Raw genomic sequence first — 21,885 nt, 5'->3', positions numbered from 1 at the left:
GCCGGAAACCCCGACGAAGGGGGTAGGCCTATCGCGCGCCGAAAATGGCCGACCCGACGCGGACGCTCGTTGCACCGAACTCGACGGCCGTCTCGAAATCACCGGACATGCCCATCGAGAGTTTTTCGACGCCGCATTCCCTGGCGAGTTTTTCAAGCAGCGCGAAATGAGGGCCTGGATTTTCTTCCGCCGGCGGAATGCACATCAGGCCTTCGATGGAAAGCCCGAGATCCTTGCGGCAGAATTCGACAAAGGCTTTCGTTTCCTTCGGCGCAATACCCGCCTTCTGCGGTTCGAGCCCGGTATTGACCTGCACATAGAGTTTTGGCGTTTTGCCCTGCTTCGTCATCTCTTCCGCCAGCGCCCGGGCGATTTTCTCGCGATCGACCGTCTCGATCACGTCGAACAGCGCAATCGCGTCGGCAGCCTTGTTGGATTGCAGCGGCCCGATCAAATGCAGTTCGATACCAGCGGTCTCGGCCTTCAGATCCGGCCATTTGCCTTGGCTTTCCTGCACCCGGTTTTCGCCGAACACACGCTGGCCTGCAGCAATCACGGGACGGATCGCGTCGGCATCGAAGGTTTTGGACACGGCGACCAGCGTCGCGGAACCTGCCGGACGTTTGGCATATTTCTCCGCCTTGGCGATCTTGCCCTTCACGTCCTGCAACCGTTCTTCGATGTCCATTGCCCGCATCCTTTTCCGCATTTCTTGTGAGATCAGCGATTAAAGCCCATATGAGGCTCTGCCAAGGGCATTCCGCATCAAAGTTTGACGCCCCGCAAGCCTCAAAAACTTGACGCTTGCGGCCATTCATGGTGAAGGTCTGCCCGTATCTTTTATCTTGATTTCCCGGAATATCATCCAGATGGCGACTGAACGTTACAACCCGCGCGATGCTGAACCCCGTTGGCAGCAGAAATGGAACGAGGCGAAGGTTTTCGAAACCGACAACGCCGACCCGCGGGAAAAATATTACGTCCTCGAGATGTTCCCTTATCCGTCCGGCCGCATCCACATGGGCCATGTGCGCAACTACGCGATGGGCGACGTGGTTGCTCGCTACAAGCGCGCCCGCGGTTTCAACGTTCTGCACCCGATGGGCTGGGACGCGTTCGGCATGCCGGCGGAAAACGCCGCGCGGGACAACAAGACTCATCCGAAATCCTGGACCTACCAGAACATCGAATCGATGAAGAAGCAGCTGAAGGCAATGGGCCTGTCGCTGGACTGGTCCCGTGAATTCGCCACCTGCGACGTCGAATATTACCAGCAGCAGCAGCACCTCTTCCTCGACATGATGGAAAAGGGCCTGGTCTATCGCAAGCAGTCGAAGGTCAACTGGGACCCGGTCGACCAGACGGTTCTGGCCAACGAGCAGGTGATCGACGGCCGCGGCTGGCGCTCCGGTGCGCTGGTCGAACAGCGCGAGCTGGTTCAGTGGTTTTTCAAGATCACCGATTTCAGCCAGGACCTGCTGGACGAGCTGGATCATCTCGATCAATGGCCTGAAAAGGTCCGCCTGATGCAGAAGAACTGGATCGGCCGTTCCGAAGGCATGGCCGTGCGCTGGGAAATCGTATCTTCCACCGCTCCCGCCGGCGAAACCGAAGTCACCGTCTACACAACCCGCCCTGACACATTGTTCGGGGCATCCTTCTTGGCGATTGCTGCCGACCATCCGCTGGCCAAGGCCGCAGCGGTAAGGAATCCGGCTATCGAATCCTTCGCTGAAGAATGCCGCCGTCAGGGCACCTCGCTCGCAGCGCTCGAAACGGCCGAGAAGAAGGGCATCGACACCGGCATCCGCGTGAAACATCCGCTCGATCCTTCTTGGGAACTGCCGGTCTATGTCGCGAACTTCGTTCTGATGGAATACGGCACGGGCGCTATCTTCGGCTGCCCGTCGGGTGACCAGCGCGACCTGGATTTTGCTCGCAGATACGATCTCCCGGTCGTCCCGGTCGTCATGCCGGCCGATGGCGATGCAGCAACGTTCGAGGTTGGCGAAACTGCTTATGTCGATGACGGCGTGATGATCAATTCGCGCTTCCTCGACGGCCAGACGACGGAAGAAGCCTTCCAGATTGTCGCTGACAAGCTGTCGCAGCAAGTGCTGGCAGACGCGCCCCAGGGCGAGCGCAAAGTCAATTTCCGCCTGCGTGACTGGGGTATTTCCCGCCAGCGCTACTGGGGCTGCCCGATCCCGGTCATCCATTGCGAGGTATGCGGCGTAGTTCCTGTGCCGAAGAAGGACCTGCCGGTGCAATTGCCCGACGACGTAACCTTCGACCTGCCGGGCAACCCACTCGACCGTCACGCCACCTGGCGCCACGTCTCTTGCCCGCAATGCGGACACGATGCCCGTCGCGAGACGGACACGATGGACACGTTCGTCGATTCCAGCTGGTATTTCACCCGCTTCACCGCTCCGTGGCTGAACGAGCCGACCGATCCGAAGGTTGCCAACCACTGGCTGCCGGTCGATCAGTATATCGGCGGCATCGAACACGCGATCCTGCACCTGCTCTATTCCCGCTTCTTCACCCGCGCCATGCGCGAGACCGGCCATGTCGCGGTCAAGGAGCCCTTCAAGGGCCTCTTCACCCAGGGCATGGTCGTGCATGAAACCTATCGCTTGGGCGCGGAAGGCCAGAAGGGCGAATGGATCGCCCCGGCCGACATCAAGATTGAGGAAACCGACGGCAAGCGCACGGCAACGCTGTTGAGGAACGGCGAAGAAGTTACCATCGGCTCGATCGAGAAGATGTCGAAGTCCAAGAAGAATGTCGTCGATCCCGACGATATCATAGCATCTTACGGCGCTGACACGGCCCGCTTCTTCGTACTCTCCGACAGCCCGCCCGATCGCGACGTGATCTGGTCGGAAGCAGGCGTTGAAGGCGCGCATCGCTTCACCCAGCGCCTCTGGCGTCTGATCTCGGAAGCCGCCGACAATCTGAAGACCGTTTCACCGGCTCCTGCCAAGGACGGTGACGGCCTGGCGATCTCACAGCTTGCCCACAAAACACTGCAGGCGGTTCAGGGTGATCTGGACAAGCTCTCCTTCAACAAGGCCGTGGCGCGCATCTATGAGCTCGTAAACGCCCTTGCAGCCCCACTGACCGATGTTGCTGCGGGCAAGGGTGACGAGGCCTATCGCGCTGCCGTTCGCAACGCTGCGGAAATCCTGATCCAGATCGTCGCACCGATGACACCACATCTGGCCGAGGAATGCTGGACCGTACTTGGCAATGGCGAAATGGTATCGAAAACGGCTTGGCCGAACTTCGATGAAGCGCTGGTTGTCGAGAACGATGTCACACTGCCTGTCCAGATCAATGGCAAGAAGCGTGGCGAATTGACAATCGCGCGCGACGCGGATCAAAGTACTGTTGAAGCTGCAGTTTTGGCGCTGGACGTGGTGAAAGCTGCGCTCGAAGGCCGCGCGCCGAAGAAGATCATCGTTGTCCCACAGAGGATCGTGAACATTGTTGCCTGACCGCTCATCTTTGCCACGTCGTAGCGCCCTCCTTCTGGGGCTGGCGCTCTGCGCTGGCCTGGCAGGCTGCCAGGTTCGGCCGCTTTATTCGCAGGCCGGTGGCACGGCCCCCAAGCTCGCATCCGTGGGCTTTTCCGAGCCGAAGAACCGCGTTGAGCAGGTCGTTCGCAACGAGTTGGTGTTCCTGGCTGCCGGCGGTGCCGGCGAGCCTCTGAATCCGGCTTATACTGTCACCCTGCATGTTTCCAGCACGGCATCGAACGTTCTCGACGATGACGGACTGGCGGAGGCCAGCGTTCCCGTTGCCGGCCGTGTCCAGGTAACCGGCTCCTACACGCTGACCCGTAGCGTCGACGGCCAAGTTCTCAAGCGCAGTGAACATTCCAGTGTTGCGCTGATCGACGTGTCTCGCCAGAGCTTCGCCAAACTGCGCGCCATCAGGGATGGTGAAAACCGCGCAGCGCGCGAACTGGCAGAGTTCATCCGCGCGGATGTCGCGATCGTCCTTGCCAAAGAGCCACCGCTGCAGCAACCCGCATGGCAGAAATAAAGTCGCACGAGTTCGATCGCTTTGTTGAAAAGGGCGCCGAGCTCTATCGCTTCTACGTCATCTACGGACCAGATCGCGGACTTGTATCGGAACGAGCAAACCTCATTGCCAAGCACACTGGGGTTTCACTCGACGACCCGTTCGCGCTGTTGAAGCTCGACGTATCCGACCTTCAAGGTGATCCTGGACGGCTTCTGGACGAAGTCAATGCATTGGGACTTTTCGGCGGCGAGAAGCTCATTTGGCTGCGTGGCGTGAACAATGAAAAGCCTGTCCTGGATGCCGTCCAGACCATTCTGGGACAGGGCGCGCCTGCCAATACGCTGCTCATCGAGGCAGGCGACCTGAAAAAGGGAAGCGGTCTACGAAAGATCGTCGAACCATCCCGAACTGTCGCGGTGATTCCCTGTTATGCCGACGATGCACGCGCACTCAACGCCCTGATCGATACCGAACTGGCAAGCGATTCACTGACGATCACCAATGAAGCTAGGCGGCAGCTGATCGACCAGCTGGGCGGCGACCGGGTAGCCTCGCGCAATGAGATCCGCAAGCTTGCGCTTTATTGTCGTGGAATGGGCAGGATCGAGGAACACCATGTCGATGAGATCATCGGGGATGCCAGCAGTGTGTCCGCAGACGACGCTGTCGATGCGATATTGACCGGCGACCTTCCGGCCTTTCATCGCGCATTCCAGAAGATCCTCACCTCCAAGACACCGCTATTCCTTATCCTGCAATCGTGCCTGAAGCAGTTTCAATTGCTTGATGCGATGAAGATCGAGATGGAGGAGAAGCGAACGCCGGCCGGCCAGGTTATGGCAACCCTCGGCCGCCATATCCATTTCAAGCGCAAACCTGTCTTTGAAAAGGCGCTCAGGGTCTGGAAGCCCGAAGCGGCGAGCCGCGAAGCCACACGCATCCAATCCGCCGTACTGATGTCCCGTCAAAGACAAAGCCTTGAGCCGAGCATCGTATTTCATGCTCTGCTTGGCGCCGCACTTCAGGCATCCAGACAGTAAAAAGCTGCGCAAAAACAAAGCTTTGCGCAGCGTACGGAAGACAACCAAGCTATCTCTGTGTGCCTCAGCGACGCTCCAGCAGGCGGCAGATTTCTTCAAGCTGCTCAAGAGTCTTGTAGGAGATCCTGATCTGGCCCGGGCCACCTCTGTGGTTGATTTTCACCTCCAGCCCAAGGGAATCCGTCAACGTCCGCTCCAGGGCAACCGTATCCGAATCTTTTTCCGGCTTCGTCGCAGCCTGCGGTTCCGACTGCGAACGGATATCGTTCTGCGCCAGACGCTCTGCATCACGAACCGACATGCCCTTTGCGACAACCGCCTTTGCAAGCGCTGTTGGGTCGGATGTCGGGATCAGTGCGCGCGCATGACCGGCGGAAAGCGTGCCGGAAGACAGCATGTCCCGAACGGGGGAGGGCAGTTTCAGAAGACGCAGGCTGTTCGCCACATGGCTTCGACTTTTCCCGATAATGTCACCAAGATCGTTCTGTGTATATCCGTGCTCGGCGATAAGCTGCTCATAACCCAGCGCTTCTTCCAGCGGATTGAGGTCCGACCGCTGAACGTTTTCAACGATTGCGATTTCAAGCGCCGTCCTGTCATCGACATTGCGCACGATAACCGGCACTTCCACCAGACCGGCAAGCTGGGAAGCACGCCAGCGGCGTTCACCCGCGATGATCTCGAACTGGCCGTCTGGCAGCGTCCGCGTGACGATCGGCTGAACGATCCCGTGCTGACGGATCGAACTTGCCAGATCCTGCAATTCGCTTTCGTCGAAATGACGGCGCGGGTTGCGCGGGTTGCGCGTGATGTTCTCGATCGGCACCATCCGGTCAGGACTGACATTGACCGGCGCATTGCCCGTCGGCATAGGCTGATCCATCTCGCCGATCAGCGCTGCCAGACCGCGCCCTAGGCGGCGCTTCGATACATCGTCGTTCATACGCTTTACCCTATCTACTACGTCTATGCTGCGACTTTGCGCATTCTCTCGCGCTGAATGACTTCCGAGGCGAGCTGCAGATATGCCTGACTGCCTGCGCATTTCAGATCATAAAGGATAGCCGGCTTACCATATGACGGTGCCTCCGACACGCGAACATTGCGCGGGATCAGCGTCTGATAAACCTTCTCTCCGAGATAGGTGCGAACATCGTTGACAACCTGCTGCGCGAGATTGTTACGCGCATCGAACATGGTCAAAACGATACCCTGAATGTCGAGCGCCGGATTGACGGTACGACGAACCTGATCGACTGTCTCAAGCAATTGGCTCAATCCCTCAAGCGCGAAAAATTCGCATTGCAAAGGAACAAGGACCGAATCTGCCGCAGCCATCGCGTTCATCGTCAGCAAATTGAACGAAGGCGGGCAATCAAGCAGAATGTAATTGAATTTCTCTGCACCACTTGAAACCAGAGCTTTTTTCAGCCGGAACGCCCGGTCCTGCGCCTGGGAAATTTCCATCTCAAAGCCAAGCAGGTCCATCGTCGACGGTACAATCGACAGGTTGGGAACGGCAGTATCAACCGCAGCTTCACCAACCGAGGCGTCGCCAACAAGAATATCGTAGGACGACACCTTACGGTCACGGCGATCAATACCGAGGCCAGTACTTGCATTTCCCTGGGGATCCAAATCAACAATCAGAACGTTCTGGCCGATAGCGGCCAGTGCAGTCGCAAGATTTATGGCCGTCGTCGTTTTACCGACGCCGCCTTTTTGATTTGCAATTGTGATGATACGACGCTTATCAAACATCTGGCACCCGCTTTACGGTTATGTCCGCTGCAGATTGCCGATCTCTAGGATAACCGAATCCGCTTGGATTGAACTCTGGTGTTTTACCAAATCAAAGCGCCATCTACCATGTGCTTTCTTCAATTCGGATTCGTAATCTCGACCTTTATGGAAGAAAGCTGTTGATGGCCTGTCGAGAAGCCACGGCGAAGCATATTCCAAAAGCTTGTCGAGATCAGCCAGCGCACGAGCGGAAACGAAATCACATTGAGGAATAAGCGTGGGAGCGTCTTCGATACGTACCGAATGAATAGTGCCCCTGGCCCCGGTTGAAGCGAGAGCGACGCGCAAGAACGCCGCCTTTTTCTGGTTGCTTTCAACAAGATGTACCCAGCCATCCTGATGCTCGGACAACAGAATCGCGGTGATAATACCTGGAAATCCGCCACCTGAACCGAGATCAACCCATGTTCCCACTCTGTCAGCCAGCCTGAATATTTGCGCACTATCGGCTATATGACGCTGCCACATATCCTCTTGCGTCGAAGGAGCGACCAGATTGATTGTCTTGGCCCATTTTTGAAACAAGTCGGCAAATTGCTGAAGCCGATCTTGCGTTTCACGTGAAACATCGGAAATCAAGATGCCTGCCTCATATTTCTTTCTGCTTTCCTCACCAATGCCAGAAGCAACGTAACAGCAGCCGGCGTCATTCCTTCAATCTTTGCTGCCTGCGCTATGGTACGAGGCTGAGCACGGCTCAGCTTCAATTTCAGCTCGTTGGACAGACCTGATACAGTGTCAAAATCGAAATGATCAGGGATTGCTAATGCCTCGTCTCGTTGGGCAGAGCGTATGTCATTCGCCTGCCGCTCCATATAGACGGCATAACCCGCTTCAATCTCGAGAGCCTCGGCAACCTTGGGCAACAGTCCCGACAGCTCTCCCCATATACGCGCTAGGCGGGCAATTTCCATATCGGGATGGGATAATATTTCATAAGCGCTTCGGCGCTGACCATCCTTGTTAAGATGCAATCCATGTTGCGCGGCCTCATTCGGCGTGAGGCTGAGCGACCGAAGCTGATTCCGCCCGGAATTGAGTGCTTCCACATAGGTCGAGAACCTCTCCGCCCGATCCCTGCCAACTAGGCCAAGTTCAATTCCGAGGCCTGTCAGACGCATATCGGCATTATCCGCGCGAAGCGAAAGTCGGAACTCGGCTCTTGAGGTAAACATGCGGTATGGTTCGGTCACGCCACGATTGATGAGATCGTCGATCATCACGCCGATATAGGAATCAGTCCGGCTGAAAATATGCGGTTCACTCCCTTGAGAACGTCTCGCCGCATTCAGTCCACCGACAAGACCCTGGGCGCCGGCTTCTTCATAACCCGTCGTGCCATTGATCTGCCCGACCAGAAACAGGCCCTTCACCGACTTCGTTTCAAGCCATGGCTGCAGCTCTCTCGGATCTATATGGTCGTATTCTATCGCATAGGCCGGGTGCAGGATCGTCACTTGTTCCAGCCCAGGAATGGTGCGTACGAAAGCTTCCTGGATATCCTCAGGCAATGAGGTCGAAATGCCGTTTGGATAAACCGTAAAATCGTCGAGACCTTCCGGCTCGAGGAAGATCTGGTGGCCATCGCGTTCCCCAAATCGGACGATCTTATCCTCAATCGAAGGGCAGTAACGCGGGCCGACGCCTTCGATCTGCCCGGAATACATAGCCGACAAATGGATATTATCGGCAATGATTCTATGGGTCTTAGGTGTCGTTCTGGTGACGCCACATGCGATCTGGTGATTGGTGATCCGGTCGGTCATGAAAGAGAATGGCGTCGGAACATCGTCAGCTTCCTGACGATCAATCGACGCCCAATCGATCGTGCGTCCATCAAGCCGGGCAGGGGTTCCGGTTTTCAAGCGACCAAGTGCAAATCCTTGTCGCTTCAATGTCTCCGAAAGACCAACCGACGGCGCCTCTCCGGTACGACCGGCCGGGATCTTCTTCTGACCGATATGGATCAACCCCCGCAGGAAGGTACCTGTGGCAAGGACAACTGAAGCGCAGGAAATACGACGCCCGTCCGCAAGCAGAAGAGTTTTTACAGCACCATCCTGTCCTATCTCGATATCGAATGCGTCTCCTTCGACGACAGTTAGATTGGCATGATTTTCGATTTCGCGCTGCATCGCCTCGCGATAAAGCCGGCGGTCAGCCTGTGTGCGCGGTCCTCGTACAGCCGGGCCCTTCTTGCGGTTGAGAAGACGAAACTGGATGCCTGCAGCGTCCGCAACGCGTCCCATCAATCCATCAAGCGCATCGATTTCGCGAACGAGATGACCTTTGCCCAATCCGCCAATCGCGGGGTTGCAGGACATGACACCGATCGTTTCGCGCTTGTGTGTTACCAGTGCAACGGAGGCTCCAACGCGGGCAGCTGCACTTGCAGCTTCGCATCCGGCATGCCCGCCACCAACGACGACCACATCAAAGGTCAGTTCAGCCATGGAAGCCTCTATGTTTCACGTGAATCATTTGCCAATGCAGAATTTCGAGAAGATCACATCGAGGAGATCTTCGACATCGACGCGACCGGTAATCCTGCCGAGCTCATCTCCGGCCGCCCGCAACGCATCGGCCTTTAACTCAAGTCGAGGCTCATCTAATGCATTTTCGATGAATTTGGAAGCAAAGGCAATATGTTCGCGATGCCTGTCATTGCTCGCCGGCAGCCCGCCATTCCAGCTGTCTCGTGCCTTATCCACGATAGCGCGATGGATTTCGTCCAGGCCTTCACCGGTTACAGACGAAATACGTACTGCCTCGACTTTATCCCTCTTGGAGAGATCCGCTTTCGTTTCCACTTCGAGATATGGAACACCGTAATCTTTGTACACGATATCTGTAGGGGATCCCGCTTCCTTGAGATACAGGATCATATCTGCCGACCGAGCGGCCGACTTGGCACGTTCGATACCTTCGCGCTCGACGACGTCCTCTGCTTCTCTAATACCCGCCGTGTCGTAAAGTCGAACCAGATAACCTTCCATGTCCAGCTCTACCGTCAGCACATCGCGCGTGGTCCCCGCTATATCGGTCACGATTGCGACCTCGCGTTTTGCCATCGCGTTCAGCAGGCTGGACTTGCCGGCATTCGGAGCCCCGATAATCGCTACCTTGAACCCATTGCGAATAATCTCGGCGGATCTCGCCGAGACGGACGCAACGGACATCTCAGCCACGAGCGCGGCGAGATCACCGCCTATCATATCCGCAACAGAGCCCGGTACATCGTCCTCGTCCGCGAAGTCGAGTTCCGCCTCGATCATCGCTCTCGCATGGGTCAGACGTTCCGCCCACCCACCATATTTGGCTGATAGGGCACCCATTCCGGTCTGAAGCGCCAGTTTTCTTTGCATCTCCGTTTCAGCGGATACCAGATCGGACAAGCCTTCGACTTCTACCAGGTCGAGCCGCCCGTGTTCAAAAGCGCGGCGGGCAAATTCACCGGCTTCGGCAGACCGCAAACCCAGTTCCTTCAGTGTCCCCGCAACAGCGTTTACTACCGCACGGCTTCCATGAACCTGCAATTCGGCACAATCCTCGCCGGTAAAGGAGTGCGGCGCTTCAAAATATAGGACCAGGCCCTGATCGAGCATCTCACCGTTTCGGTTGCGAATCGTTCGGAGGCTTGCCTGTCGGGGCAGAGGGGCCGAGCCGGCAATCTCGTTGATTACTGCTTTCGTCGCCGGACCACTTATGCGTATGACAGCAACGCCGGCCGGTGGCTGACCGCTGGAAAGCGCGAAGATTGTTGCCTGTGTCATGTCTTCGTTCCAATCCACAAAAGACAAAGGCGCCCGATGTCGGGCGCCTGCAAATTCGTCGAAGAATCCGGCTAAGGATTACGTATTCATTGAATCGAAGAAGTCCGCATTGTTCTTCGTCTGCTTCAGCTTGTCGATCAGGAACTCGATCGCATCGGTGGTTCCCATCGGAGCAAGGATACGGCGAAGAACGAAGATCTTCTGCAGATCCTGACGTGGGACGAGCAGGTCTTCCTTACGCGTACCGGACTTGAGAATATCCATGGCCGGGAAGATACGCTTGTCGGCAACTTTGCGGTCAAGCACGATTTCCGAGTTACCGGTACCCTTGAATTCTTCGAAGATGACTTCATCCATGCGGCTGCCTGTATCGATAAGCGCGGTCGCGATGATCGTCAGCGAACCGCCTTCCTCGATATTACGGGCTGCACCAAAGAAGCGCTTCGGCCGCTGCAGCGCGTTTGCATCCACACCACCGGTCAGAACCTTGCCGGAAGACGGGACGACCGTGTTGTAGGCGCGGCCGAGACGGGTGATGGAATCGAGCAGAATGACGACGTCACGACCATGTTCGACCAGGCGCTTGGCCTTTTCGATGACCATTTCAGCGACCTGCACGTGGCGAACTGCCGGTTCGTCGAAGGTCGAGGAAACGACTTCGCCCTTCACCGAGCGCTGCATGTCCGTCACCTCTTCCGGACGTTCGTCGATGAGAAGAACGATCAGATAGCATTCCGGATGATTGGCGGTAATCGAATGGGCAATGTTCTGCAGAAGAACCGTCTTACCGGTACGCGGCGGCGCAACGATCAGGCCACGCTGGCCCTTGCCGAGCGGTGCGACGAGATCGATGACGCGCGCTGAATTATCCTTCGACGTCGGGATATCGAGTTCCATCTTGAACCGCTCATTCGGATAAAGCGGCGTCAGGTTGTCGAAGTGAACCTTGTGACGGATCTTTTCAGGATCGTCGAAATTGATCGTGTTGACTTTCAGCAGCGCGAAATAGCGTTCGCCTTCCTTCGGGCCGCGGATCGGTCCTTCAACGGTATCGCCCGTCTTCAGGGAAAACCGGCGGATCTGCGATGGCGAAATGTAGATATCGTCCGGACCAGGCAGATAGTTCGCATTTGCGGAACGCAGGAAGCCAAAACCGTCCTGAAGAACCTCGACCACGCCTTCACCGATGATTTCAACATCCTGGCTGGCAAGAACCTTGAGAATTGCAAACATCAACTCCTGCTTGCGCATCGTGCTGGCATTTTCGACCTCCAGCGACTCTGCGAAGGTCAGCAAATCAGTCGGAGATTTGCTCTTAAGTTCTTGAAGCTTCATTTCAGCCATGAAGAGGGGACCACTTGAGAAAATATAAGGGAATTGGGCGTGTCGGTGGAATTCGCTTCCGCGGATGAAGTCCGGGGACAACGTCGGTTACACGCATGCCACGATATGGAGGTGTCGCGAAAATAGCGATTCCCTCCGCGTGCCGCAAGAGGCTTATTCAGAAAAAGGCAAGCCCTTTCTCAGAACGGCTTTACGATAACGAGGATTACGATCGCAATCATCAGCACGGTCGGCACTTCATTCCATATCCGCCAATGCCTTGCGGCACGTCTGGGCTTGTCTGCGGCAAAATCGCGAACCGCGCGACCAAACAGCACATGAACCCAGGTAAGCGCCACGACCATGGCAATCTTCCCGTGAAGCCAGCCACCCTGAAATCCGTAAACGTCCCAGGCAAGATAAAGCCCCAGCATCCAGCTTACCATCATCGCCGGATTCATGATGACCTTCAGCAACCGCCTTTCCATCATCTTGAAAGTTTCCGATCGCTCGGAACCGATCGGTGCATCCGTGTGATAGATGAACAGCCGCGGCAGATAGAGAAGCCCTGCCATCCATGACATCACGGCGATGACATGAAATGCTTTCACATACAGGATGAAATCATCCGGCCGTAAAACGTAGGTCAGGCCCAGGATGAGGAGAAATATCGCAAGTGCGATGAAGGCACGCGTCTTGGCCTTACCGCCCGCACCTTCGTTTCCGGCTTCCTCGCGGTGCGGCGCCATCAACCCAGCCCTCTAACGCGATTGACCAGTTTCGCGACATTGTCCGGATCAGCTTCCGGCGTGATACCGTGGCCGAGATTAAAGATCAGCGGCCCATTTCCCAGAACCTGCAGGATCGCGTCGATACCGTCATCAAGCGATTGGCCGCCGGCCACGACCCGCATCGGATCGAGATTACCCTGGACAGGCCCATCTTTCTGCAGTTCCGCGGCAAACGACAGCGGCACGCTCCAGTCCAGCCCGATCGCATCTGCCCCGGTCTTTTGCCGGTATTGGCGCAGGTTCATTCCCGCGCCCTTGGCAAAGGCGATGATGCGTGCATTCGGCCGCTTGCTGCGCACGATCTCGATCATCCGTGCAACCGGCTTCACCGCAAAGGCTTCGAATTCCGCTTCGCCGAGAACACCGGCCCATGAATCGAAGATCTGCACCGCATCCGCACCGGCATCGATCTGGGCAATCAGATATTCGGCGGAAATTTCCGCAAGAAACACCAGCAGATGTTCGAGCGCCTGCCGGTTGCGATAACCGAAGAGACGGGCAGGAGCCTGATCGGGCGTACCGTGGCCGGCAATCATGTAGGTCGCGACGGTCCAGGGAGCACCGCAGAAGCCGAGAAGAGCAGTTTCCGATGGCAATTCCTGCCTCAGCCGCTTTACCGTCTCCAGGACGGGAGACAGATGCGCAAGAGTGTCATCCGCTTTAAGCGAATAGATGCTGGCCTCATCGATCGGATCCATCTGTGGCCCTTCGCCGGGCGTAAATCGCACGTTCCTGTCCAAAGCATCGGGAATGACCAGGATGTCGGAAAAGAGAATGGCCGCATCGAACGAATAACGCCTGATCGGCTGGAGCGTGACCTCGACAGCCAGATCAGGCGTGTAACAGAGATCGAGGAACCCACCGGCCTTCTGCCGCGTTGCACGATACTCGGGAAGATAACGTCCAGCCTGTCTCATAAGCCAAAGCGGAGGGGGCGTCACCGTTTTCCCCTCCAACACGTCGACGATCTTCCTTTTCACCGGCACCAGCATCTATCCCTTATAAAAAGAATCCAATTTCTATTGGTTTCTATTTCTTAGAGTCGGTGTGTATCAAGGATTAAAGTCAAACCCCAGATTAACCGAAATTTTGCTAATATCCGCCGAGCGATATAAAAAGCATTTCTCGGAATTTTTGAATTCTGGGAAAAATCATAAATTCAATAAAAGATTCAATAATATGACCGGCGTGTTGGGTAGTTTTTATCTGTAGACAACATGTGGATAAGTTTGGCAGATATGACAATTGTCCACGCAAATCACATCCTCGCGTTCCATCAATCCAACTGATCGCAGATTGTGGAAAAAGTGGCGGTTTTCCCGAGGCCTGTCCCTCCCGCCTCTGAACATGGTCGCCTGTCCCAAGTTATCAACATACGGTAGAGAATAACGTGGAGAACCGGAAAAACTTCTTCCACTTGCATTTGGTTTCTGACTCCACCGGCGAGACTCTGATCTCTGCCGGACGGGCGGTCGCAGCCCAATTCCAGAACAGCTATGCGCTTGAGCACGTCTATCCGCTGATTAGGAACCGCAAACAGCTGGTGGCAGTGCTTGACGCTGTCGATGCGGAACCCGGCATCGTCCTCTATACGATCGTGGACCAGGATCTGGCATCGCTGATCGACCTTCGTTGCCGCGAAATGGGCGTTCCTTCCGTGAATGTGCTGGAGCCGGTTCTAGCTGTTTTCCAGACCTATCTGGGTGCGCCGTCGCGTCGCCGCGTTGGCGCGCAGCATGCTTTGAACGAGGAATATTTCGCCAGGATCGAGGCGCTGAACTTCACCATGGATCACGATGACGGCCAGATGCCCGAGACCTATGATGAAGCTGACGTTGTCCTGATCGGCATCAGCCGAACCTCCAAGACGCCGACCAGCATCTATCTTGCAAATCGCGGGATCAAGACGGCAAACATCCCGATTGTGCCGGGAGTCGAGTTGCCGGACGCTCTTTATAGTGCCACTCGTCCATTGATCGTTGGACTGATCGCCACCACCGACCGGATCTCCCAGATCCGGGAAAACCGGGAACTCGGCAATTCTCAGGGGCTTGATCGGAACACCTACACGGATCGCGCCAGCATCAATGAAGAGCTTAAATATGCCCGGGCACTTTGCGGGCGAAACAATTGGCCGATCATCGATGTTTCTCGCCGTTCGATCGAGGAGACTGCCGCGGCTATTCTTGCCCTGCGACCGAGGCTCAGGTAATCCCGAACTGTTTTTCGCCCGAACTGTTTGTCGGAGATGATACCTGAAGTGACACTTGTCCTTGCCTCCTCAAGTCCCTTTCGCCGAATGCTGCTCAAAAATGCCGGCCTGACATTCGAATCGCGCGCCGCCGATATCGATGAACGACAGATAGAGGCCTCTGAAAAACACATTGGCCCCGAAGTTGTTGCCGGGATCTTGGCCAGGGCGAAGGCGCAGGATGTATCGCGTTATTTTCCTGATGCGCTCGTAATTGGCTCCGACCAAACGATGTCGCTTGGAGATCGCGTCTATCACAAGGCAAGGAGCCGCGCCGAGGCCCGCGATAACCTGCTCTCCCTCTCAGATCGGACCCACAGGCTTAACAGTGCTGTGGCCATTGTAAAAAACGGAACTCTGGTCTGGGAGCATATTGCCTATGCCGAGCTGACAGTCCGCGAACTGACCGAGGGGTATGTCGATCGGTATCTCGATAGAATTGGCGACAAGGCATTTTCGAGTGTCGGCGGCTACCAGCTGGAAGGAGAGGGCATCCATCTCTTTTCCGCCATTCAGGGTGACTATTTCACCATTCTCGGCCTCCCCATGCTTCCGCTTCTGGAAGAACTCCGTCGCCTGGGAGCGATTGATGGCTGATAGACGCGAAAAATCACCGCCTGCTGCATTTGTGACCGGCTGGCCGATCAAGCACTCCCGCTCTCCAATCATTCATAGGCACTGGCTGAAACAATACGGCTTGCCGGGCACCTATGATGCGGTCGCTGTTTCCGAAAAGGATTTCGCCGCTTTTATAGAGGGGGTGAAAAACGGTAGCCTGGGCTTCTCCGGCGGCAATGTCACGATCCCGCACAAGGAAACGGCTTTCGCTCTCAGCGACCGGCCGGATGAGCTGGCGAAGGAACTCGGTGCAGCCAATACGCTCTGGCTGCAGGACGGTCAGCTTCATGCGACGAATACGGATGGATACGGTTTTGCAGCCAATCTCGACGGACATCATCCGGGCTGGGACAAGGTCAATCGCGCCGTTATTCTCGGTGCGGGCGGCGCAAGCCGTGCCGTCGTTCAGGCTGTCCGTAATCGTGGCATCAACGAAATCCACATCGTCAATCGTACCATGTCACGTGCGAAGGAGCTTGCCGATCGCTTCGGTCCGAAAATTCATGCGCATGGATTACCCGCCCTGGAAGAGGTCATGGCTGGTGCCGGCTTGTTTGTGAACACGACATCGCTTGGCATGGATGGAGCAGAATCCGTTTCCTTCGACTTTTCGGGTCTGAAGTCAGGTGCAATGGTGACGGATATCGTTTACGTCCCGCTTGAAACGCCTATTCTTCGGCAGGCGCGCGAGCAGGGTTATCCGACGACCGATGGATTGGGGATGCTGCTGCATCAGGCGGTGCCCGGTTTCGAAAGATGGTTTGGTCGTCGCCCGGTGGTCGACAGTGCTCTACGACAACTCATCATTCAGGATATTCAGGCGGCGGCATGATTGTTATCGGATTGACCGGATCGATCGGCATGGGAAAGACGACCACTGCCGGCATGTTCAGGGATGCGGGTATCCCGGTCAACGATTCCGATGCTGTCGTGCATGACCTTTATAGAACGGATGCAGTTAAACCGGTAGGCGAAGCTTTTCCCGGCTCAATTCGTGAAGGCGCCATCGACAGGGTGGAACTGGCCCGGCAACTTTCACTCGATCCCGGTGGTTTTAGCCGGCTTGAAGCAGTTGTGCACCCGCTGGTGAGAGACAGGGAAAAGCAGTTTCTCGCAAGGCAGAGATTGGCAGGGGCTGATCTCGTCCTCCTCGACATTCCTCTGCTTTTCGAAACCGGCGCTGAGAAACGCGTCGATGTGGTTGTGGTCGCGACCTGTGATCCACAGATACAGCGGCAGCGCGTTCTTGCCAGACCAGGCATGACGGAAGAAAAGTTCAAGCTCATCCTGAACCGTCAGCTGCCTGATTCGCAGAAACGCGATCGTGCGGATTTTCTGGTCGATACGGGCTGCGGCCTCGACCAGGCAAAAAAGCGAGTAGAGCAGATCATCAATCTTCTACGGTCGGGCATACGGAGTGAAAAACATGCGTGACATCATTTTCGATACGGAAACGACCGGGCTTGAATCCAAGCAGGATCGCATCATCGAAATCGGTGGTGTCGAGCTGATCAACAATTTCCCGAGCGGAAAGACGATCCACATCTTCATCAATCCGGGTGATCGTAAGGTTCATCCCGATGCTTTGGCTGTCCATGGCATCACGGACGAGTTCTTGAAAGACAAGCCGAGCTTCGCTGAAGTCGCCCAGCAGATCGTGGACTTTTTCGAAGGGGCACGATGGATCGCCCATAACGCCAACTTCGATATGGGTTTCATCAACGCGGAATTCGAGCGGATAGGTCTGCCTCCTGTACCTTCCGATCAGGTTGTCGATACGCTGGCCATGGCGCGTCGGAAACACCCGATGGGTCCGAACTCGCTCGACGCCCTTTGCCGTCGTTACGGGATCGACAACACCCACCGTACAAAACACGGCGCATTGCTGGACTCCGAACTACTGGCCGAAGTCTATATCGAAATGAATGGTGGCCGACAGGCCGCCTTGGGACTGGTCGGCTCAGATCAGGTGGTAGAAGTCGCCGAGGCTGAAGAGACGGTAGTCATCACGGACCAGGTGCGCCCGCGCGCACTTGTGAACCGGTTGAGCGCACAGGATTTGGAGCATCATGCATCAATGATCGCCTCTATGAAAGGCAAGGCGATCTGGCTAAAATATCGTCAGGAATAGGGTCGTTCCAGCAAAGCGCAAAACGGTCTTGTGTCTGGAACTGCGTGAGACGCAGCGATAGTGCAATAAAAAAGCCCGGAACTTCCGGGCTTTTCCGATTTTTGTCTGATCAGCTGTTGAGCGGCTGAACCTTGGCGCGGGCCTGTTCTTCGGCCATGCGCTGCGAAAACATCTGGGCAAAATCGATTGGATCGATCATCAGCGGCGGGAAACCGCCATTGCGGGTCACATCTGCGATGATCTGACGCGCGAACGGGAACAGCAGGCGCGGGCATTCGATGAACAGAACCGGCAGCATGTGTTCCTGCGGAAAACCGGTGATGCGGAAGACGCCGCCATAAACCAATTCGGCTGCGAACACGACCTTGTCGCCTTCCTTGGCTTCGGCGTTCAGCGAAAGAACGACGTCGAAATCGGTATCCGACAGCGGGTTGGCGTTGACGTTCACGCCGATATTGATGGCCGGCGCGTTGTCACGCGCCTGAAGCGACCGGGGTGCACCTGGATTTTCGAAGGAAAGGTCCTTGGTGTACTGGGCAAGAATGTTGAGCGAAGGGCTCGCCGACTGCGTGTTTTCGTCTGCCATGGGATATCCTCAGGACTGATGCGTTGAGGCCGCATAACATCTAGGCATTTTGCTTACAACCCGTTGCGGCTCTGGCTTATGGTCACGGATCGCGGTCAATGCCTTTTGACCACGGAGAAGATGGGTTCGGATCCGTGTTCCGATGAAAATCCTCTTCCTCGAGATCGACGACCTTGCCGGCTGCATTCGGATTTTCGCGCGCGCCGCCGGCCGGATGGCTGAAACCGCCACGGCTGCTGCGGGGGCCGACCACCACGACACGCTTTCCGATCGCCGACCAGAGAAGCCGCCGCACGAACGGAATGAACAGTGCGATGCCGATAATGTCAGTGACGAAGCCGGGCAGAAGCAGAAGGATGCCGGCAACGACGATCATCGCCCCGTCGATAACGGAACTTGCCGGGATTTGCCCCTGCTGGCTTTGCTCCGAAAGCTTCTTCAAAAGATGCAGGCCCTGTTGCCGCATCATGAAGGCGCCGAGCAATCCGGTACCGATGACGAGGCCAAGTGTCCACCACAGGCCGAGCGCACGCCCGACCACGACAAATCCGGCGATTTCGGCCAAAGGCCAGGCAAGCAGCACGCTAAGAGCAATAAATGGGCGCATGATCCATTGAATGTTGTACGAGGTCGTTTCGAAGGCTCACACCTTCGCTATTTGAAGATGGCTTAATGCAGACTATATGATGATGTGAATTCAACTTTTAAACGGTAATTGCGGGTTAATATGGGTTCCAACGACTTCATTACACTCTTTTTCCTTGTTGCGGCGGTCCTGATTTTCCTGCAACTGCGCAGTGTGCTCGGCCGCCGGACGGGAAACGAGAAGCCGCCGGAGACATATGTCTCGCGCGAAGCGCTTAAAACCCCTGCCGCTGCGGATGACGGTAAGGTCGTAACTTTGCCGCGTCGCGAAGCCGGCGAAGAGGATCAGCGTCTGGCGGAGGTCGATGCTCTCGTAAAGCCCGGCAGCGAGTTGAACGAGTCGCTGAAGTCGCTGATAAGGGCCGATGCGTCCTTCCAGCCGAAGGAATTCCTAAACGGCGCTAAGATGGCCTATGAGATGATAGTCATGGCGTTTGCCGATGGCGACCGGAAGACCCTGAAGGGCCTTCTCTCTAAGGAAGTCTTTGAAGGTTTCGATTCCGCTATCCGCGAACGCGAGGCCCGTGGCGAAGTGGTGAAGTCCACTTTCGTCGGCATCGACAAGGCGGCCTTCACCCAAGCCGCTCTCAAGCAGTCGGAAGCTCAGGTCACGGTTCGCATCGTCAGCCAGCTGATTTCGGCTACCTTCGACAAGGAAGGCAAGCTAATCGACGGTGACCAGGAGGCCGTTGCCGAAGTGACCGATATCTGGACCTTTGCAAGGGATGTCCGCTCCAAGGATCCGAACTGGAAACTGATCGCGACCGAATCCGAACAATGAGCCCGACTTCGCCAGGATACCGCCTGTCTTCCGTATCCTTCGGCGACCTTCCCGGTTGGGAAAGGGACGATCCCCGCGCCTTGTTTGATGCGATGGCGCGGTGTCTTACCCATATTCGCGACGTGAAGCCCTATCGGGCCGGCGTTCTTGGCCTCACCGCCGATGACTTGATGCCGCTTCTGGCTGCAGCTGGCATACTATCGTCTGATATGACGCAAGCGCAGGCGCGCGCGTTTTTCGAAGAGAGTTGCATTCCCTTCCGTATCGAGCGCGATGACGCCCAGCCGGGTCTGGTGACCGCCTTTTACGAGCCGGAAGTCGATGTCTCGGCAAAACCAGACGAGACGTTCGCCCATCCCTTCTATTTCCGTCCTGACGATCTCATCGATCTTGACGAAACCAACCGGCCTACCGAAATGGACTCCGGCTACATGTTCGGTCATGCGACTGCTTCCGGTGTGACCGAATATCCGGATCGTAAGGAAATCGATCGAGGTTTTCTCGCCGGGCGCGGCCTTGAAATTGCTTGGGCACGGTCGAAGGTTGACGTCTTTTTCGCCCATGTCCAGGGCGCAGCACGCCTTCGTTATCCGGATGGCGACATTCGCCGTATCACCTATGCCGCAAAGGCTGGTCATCCATTTTCTCCGATCGGAAAGCTCCTGATCGATCTCGGGGAAATCCCGCGCGAAAAAATCTCGATGCAGAGCATCCGTAAATGGCTAGCCGAGAATCCGGCTAAGGTTGATGAAATCCTTTGGCATAACCGGTCCTATATCTTCTTCCGCGATGCCGATGTTTCCGACGACACACTCGGTCCCGTCGCCGCGGCCAAGGTGCCGCTCATCGCCGGGCGCTCCCTTGCTGTGGATCGTATGATCCATACATTCGGTTATCCCTTCTTCATTCATGCTCCGACGCTGCTTCATCTCGATGACGGTCAACCCTTTGCCAGGCTGATGCTGGCACTCGATACCGGATCGGCTATTGTCGGCCCAAGCCGCGGCGATATCTTTACTGGTTCAGGTTATGAAGCGGGAGAACGCGCCGGAACTGTCAGGAACGAAGCCGATTTCTATATCCTGATTCCCAAGGCGGCGGCTGGCAGGTTTGGAGCATGAACGGCGGACGTAAACTCAATTCCGAGGAACGGATACTGTGGGGCAAGGTGGCAAAATCCACCCGCGCCTTCAAGGAGCGCTGGACCGATCTTGCCGCCTTCGAGGCCGAAGAAGTCGCCCACGCGGCAGAGGTCGAGAAATCGAAACCCGCATCGCCTCGAGAAGTGCCGGAACAGCTGGCAGAACAGGTTCGCACCGCTAAGAAGCCGGCCGGCTATCACTATCCGCTCGAAAAGCCGACGAAGAAAAAACTCGCCAAAGGAAGGCTTGCAATCGAGGCGCGCCTCGATCTCCACGGCCTTTTCCAGGGTGAGGCGCATGACCTTTTGCTCGATTTCATCTATCGGGCGCATGAACGGGGCTTGCGCCATGTTCTCGTCATCACTGGCAAGGGCAGTTCGATGGGCAGTGAAGGCGCCCTTCGCCGCGCAGTCCCGCTCTGGTTCTCCAAGGCCGAGTTTCGTTTCCTGATTTCGTCCTATGAATGGGCAGCCCGCCATCACGGCGGCGAGGGTGCGCTCTATGTGAGGCTGGCGCGCACTGAGAGGGCAGACCGTTGACGCCGTTCGGCCAGGCGATGCGCGAACTGCGCCAGCGCAGGGGCGTTACCCAGCGCGCCCTGGCGCAGGCCATAGGCGTCACGCCAGCCTATCTTTCTGCGCTCGAACATGGCCATCGCGGCCGCCCGACCTTCGAGCTTCTGCAGCGTATTGCCGGCTATTTCAACATCATCTGGGACGAGGCGGACGATCTCTTCCGCCTGGCGGATGCATCCGATCCCAGGGTCGTTATCGATACCGCAGGCCTGCCGCCGGAATACACGCTTCTGGCCAATCAGCTGTCGAAACGGATTAGCACTTTGACGCCAGAGATGGTAGAAGAGATCAACAGGCTCTTGAATAGCCCGCAATAGTCATTTTTCTCGGGAAGAACCACGGCTTTCCTGCCATAATGGTGTGCTCAACCTTTAGAAGCCGCCCGCGATTT

Annotated in this window: 23 protein-coding genes; 12 read left to right on the top strand and 11 right to left on the bottom strand. The window is 56.4% G+C overall.

Translation table 11 applies throughout. The annotated features are described in order from the left end of the window. Nucleotides 1–28: 28 nt before the first annotated feature. Nucleotides 29–688, bottom strand: a complete 660-nt coding sequence (locus JZX87_RS23785; protein ID WP_183829790.1) for a YggS family pyridoxal phosphate-dependent enzyme — start codon at nucleotides 686–688, stop codon at nucleotides 29–31. Nucleotides 689–869: 181 nt separating this feature from the next. Between JZX87_RS23785 and leuS the strand changes: the two genes are divergently transcribed. From leuS to holA, 3 genes are read left to right on the top strand one after another with little or no spacing between them, the layout of a single operon-like run. Then, nucleotides 870–3,503, top strand: coding sequence for a leucine--tRNA ligase (gene leuS / locus JZX87_RS23780; protein ID WP_183829787.1), 2,634 nt, complete (start codon nucleotides 870–872; stop codon nucleotides 3,501–3,503). Then, complete coding sequence (locus JZX87_RS23775) at nucleotides 3,496–4,053, top strand: hypothetical protein (RefSeq protein ID WP_246436464.1); 558 nt, start codon at nucleotides 3,496–3,498, stop codon at nucleotides 4,051–4,053. Before leuS ends, JZX87_RS23775 begins: the two co-directional genes overlap by 8 nt. Further along, nucleotides 4,041–5,075, top strand: coding sequence for a DNA polymerase III subunit delta (gene holA / locus JZX87_RS23770; protein WP_206828381.1), 1,035 nt, complete (start codon nucleotides 4,041–4,043; stop codon nucleotides 5,073–5,075). Before JZX87_RS23775 ends, holA begins: the two co-directional genes overlap by 13 nt. Before the next feature lie 64 nt (nucleotides 5,076–5,139). Here holA and JZX87_RS23765 read toward each other — a convergent pair whose 3' ends face one another. The 8 genes from JZX87_RS23765 to hemE form a co-directional block, all read right to left on the bottom strand. Then, a complete protein-coding gene (locus JZX87_RS23765) occupies nucleotides 5,140–6,018 on the bottom strand; it encodes a ParB/RepB/Spo0J family partition protein (protein WP_206828380.1) in 879 nt (292 codons plus the stop codon). Between the two features lie 23 nt (nucleotides 6,019–6,041). Next, entirely contained in the window at nucleotides 6,042–6,836 is a 795-nt protein-coding gene (locus JZX87_RS23760) for a ParA family protein (RefSeq protein ID WP_206828378.1), read from the bottom strand. An 18-nt stretch (nucleotides 6,837–6,854) separates the two neighbouring features. Then, nucleotides 6,855–7,457 (bottom strand): 16S rRNA (guanine(527)-N(7))-methyltransferase RsmG, encoded by a 603-nt coding sequence (gene rsmG / locus JZX87_RS23755; protein ID WP_210349102.1) that lies wholly within the window; start codon nucleotides 7,455–7,457, stop codon nucleotides 6,855–6,857. After that, nucleotides 7,454–9,331: a tRNA uridine-5-carboxymethylaminomethyl(34) synthesis enzyme MnmG gene (gene mnmG / locus JZX87_RS23750; RefSeq protein ID WP_206828376.1), complete on the bottom strand. Its 1,878-nt coding sequence runs from the start codon at nucleotides 9,329–9,331 to the stop codon at nucleotides 7,454–7,456. The genes rsmG and mnmG overlap by 4 nt, the downstream gene beginning before the upstream one ends. Nucleotides 9,332–9,355: 24 nt before the next feature. After that, a complete protein-coding gene (gene mnmE, locus JZX87_RS23745) occupies nucleotides 9,356–10,651 on the bottom strand; it encodes a tRNA uridine-5-carboxymethylaminomethyl(34) synthesis GTPase MnmE (RefSeq protein ID WP_206828374.1) in 1,296 nt (431 codons plus the stop codon). Between the two features lie 78 nt (nucleotides 10,652–10,729). Further along, nucleotides 10,730–11,995 carry a transcription termination factor Rho gene (rho, locus tag JZX87_RS23740; RefSeq protein WP_112506460.1) on the bottom strand — a complete coding sequence of 422 codons (1,266 nt, stop codon included), beginning with the start codon at nucleotides 11,993–11,995 and terminating at the stop codon, nucleotides 10,730–10,732. A gap of 179 nt (nucleotides 11,996–12,174) precedes the next feature. Next, nucleotides 12,175–12,723 (bottom strand): protoporphyrinogen oxidase HemJ, encoded by a 549-nt coding sequence (hemJ, locus tag JZX87_RS23735; RefSeq protein ID WP_148143814.1) that lies wholly within the window; start codon nucleotides 12,721–12,723, stop codon nucleotides 12,175–12,177. Further along, entirely contained in the window at nucleotides 12,723–13,751 is a 1,029-nt protein-coding gene (hemE, locus tag JZX87_RS23730) for a uroporphyrinogen decarboxylase (protein ID WP_502711335.1), read from the bottom strand. The genes hemJ and hemE overlap by 1 nt, the downstream gene beginning before the upstream one ends. A gap of 404 nt (nucleotides 13,752–14,155) precedes the next feature. Between hemE and JZX87_RS23725 the strand changes: the two genes are divergently transcribed. Genes JZX87_RS23725 through dnaQ form a run of 5 tightly spaced genes read left to right on the top strand, consistent with a single transcriptional unit; the run spans nucleotide 14,156 to nucleotide 17,765 of the window. After that, nucleotides 14,156–14,977, top strand: a complete 822-nt coding sequence (locus JZX87_RS23725; RefSeq protein WP_148143815.1) for a pyruvate, water dikinase regulatory protein — start codon at nucleotides 14,156–14,158, stop codon at nucleotides 14,975–14,977. Nucleotides 14,978–15,025: 48 nt separating this feature from the next. Beyond that, on the top strand, nucleotides 15,026–15,613 hold the full coding sequence (locus tag JZX87_RS23720; protein ID WP_502711334.1) for a Maf-like protein: 588 nt from the start codon (nucleotides 15,026–15,028) through the stop codon (nucleotides 15,611–15,613). After that, nucleotides 15,606–16,466: a shikimate dehydrogenase gene (locus JZX87_RS23715; RefSeq protein ID WP_206828371.1), complete on the top strand. Its 861-nt coding sequence runs from the start codon at nucleotides 15,606–15,608 to the stop codon at nucleotides 16,464–16,466. Before JZX87_RS23720 ends, JZX87_RS23715 begins: the two co-directional genes overlap by 8 nt. Then, a complete protein-coding gene (gene coaE / locus JZX87_RS23710; RefSeq protein ID WP_206828369.1) occupies nucleotides 16,463–17,068 on the top strand; it encodes a dephospho-CoA kinase in 606 nt (201 codons plus the stop codon). The genes JZX87_RS23715 and coaE overlap by 4 nt, the downstream gene beginning before the upstream one ends. Then, nucleotides 17,061–17,765 (top strand): DNA polymerase III subunit epsilon, encoded by a 705-nt coding sequence (gene dnaQ, locus JZX87_RS23705; RefSeq protein WP_206828367.1) that lies wholly within the window; start codon nucleotides 17,061–17,063, stop codon nucleotides 17,763–17,765. The genes coaE and dnaQ overlap by 8 nt, the downstream gene beginning before the upstream one ends. A gap of 109 nt (nucleotides 17,766–17,874) precedes the next feature. On the opposite strand, the gene secB is transcribed toward dnaQ, so the two are convergent. Continuing rightward, on the bottom strand, nucleotides 17,875–18,351 hold the full coding sequence (gene secB, locus JZX87_RS23700; protein ID WP_148143820.1) for a protein-export chaperone SecB: 477 nt from the start codon (nucleotides 18,349–18,351) through the stop codon (nucleotides 17,875–17,877). An 82-nt stretch (nucleotides 18,352–18,433) separates the two neighbouring features. After that, nucleotides 18,434–18,958, bottom strand: coding sequence for an FxsA family protein (locus JZX87_RS23695; protein WP_183829756.1), 525 nt, complete (start codon nucleotides 18,956–18,958; stop codon nucleotides 18,434–18,436). A gap of 120 nt (nucleotides 18,959–19,078) precedes the next feature. Here JZX87_RS23695 and JZX87_RS23690 point away from each other — a divergent pair, with 120 nt between their 5' ends. From JZX87_RS23690 to JZX87_RS23675, 4 genes are read left to right on the top strand one after another with little or no spacing between them, the layout of a single operon-like run. Continuing rightward, a complete protein-coding gene (locus JZX87_RS23690; RefSeq protein WP_148143822.1) occupies nucleotides 19,079–19,777 on the top strand; it encodes a Tim44/TimA family putative adaptor protein in 699 nt (232 codons plus the stop codon). Beyond that, nucleotides 19,774–20,898, top strand: coding sequence for a murein transglycosylase A (gene mltA, locus JZX87_RS23685; protein WP_206828365.1), 1,125 nt, complete (start codon nucleotides 19,774–19,776; stop codon nucleotides 20,896–20,898). Before JZX87_RS23690 ends, mltA begins: the two co-directional genes overlap by 4 nt. Beyond that, nucleotides 20,895–21,458 (top strand): Smr/MutS family protein, encoded by a 564-nt coding sequence (locus JZX87_RS23680; RefSeq protein WP_206828364.1) that lies wholly within the window; start codon nucleotides 20,895–20,897, stop codon nucleotides 21,456–21,458. Before mltA ends, JZX87_RS23680 begins: the two co-directional genes overlap by 4 nt. Continuing rightward, the gene (locus JZX87_RS23675; protein WP_206828363.1) at nucleotides 21,455–21,811 is read left to right on the top strand and encodes a helix-turn-helix domain-containing protein; all 357 of its coding nucleotides are present in this window, start codon (nucleotides 21,455–21,457) and stop codon (nucleotides 21,809–21,811) included. Before JZX87_RS23680 ends, JZX87_RS23675 begins: the two co-directional genes overlap by 4 nt. Nucleotides 21,812–21,885 lie beyond the last annotated feature (74 nt).

The sequence above is a fragment of the Agrobacterium sp. Ap1 genome (assembly GCF_017313375.1).
GTDB classification, from domain to species: Bacteria; Pseudomonadota; Alphaproteobacteria; order Rhizobiales; family Rhizobiaceae; genus Neorhizobium; species Neorhizobium cellulosilyticum.
The sequence above is the reverse complement of the archived record's forward strand: the minus strand, read 5'-3'. Positions and strand labels throughout refer to the sequence as shown.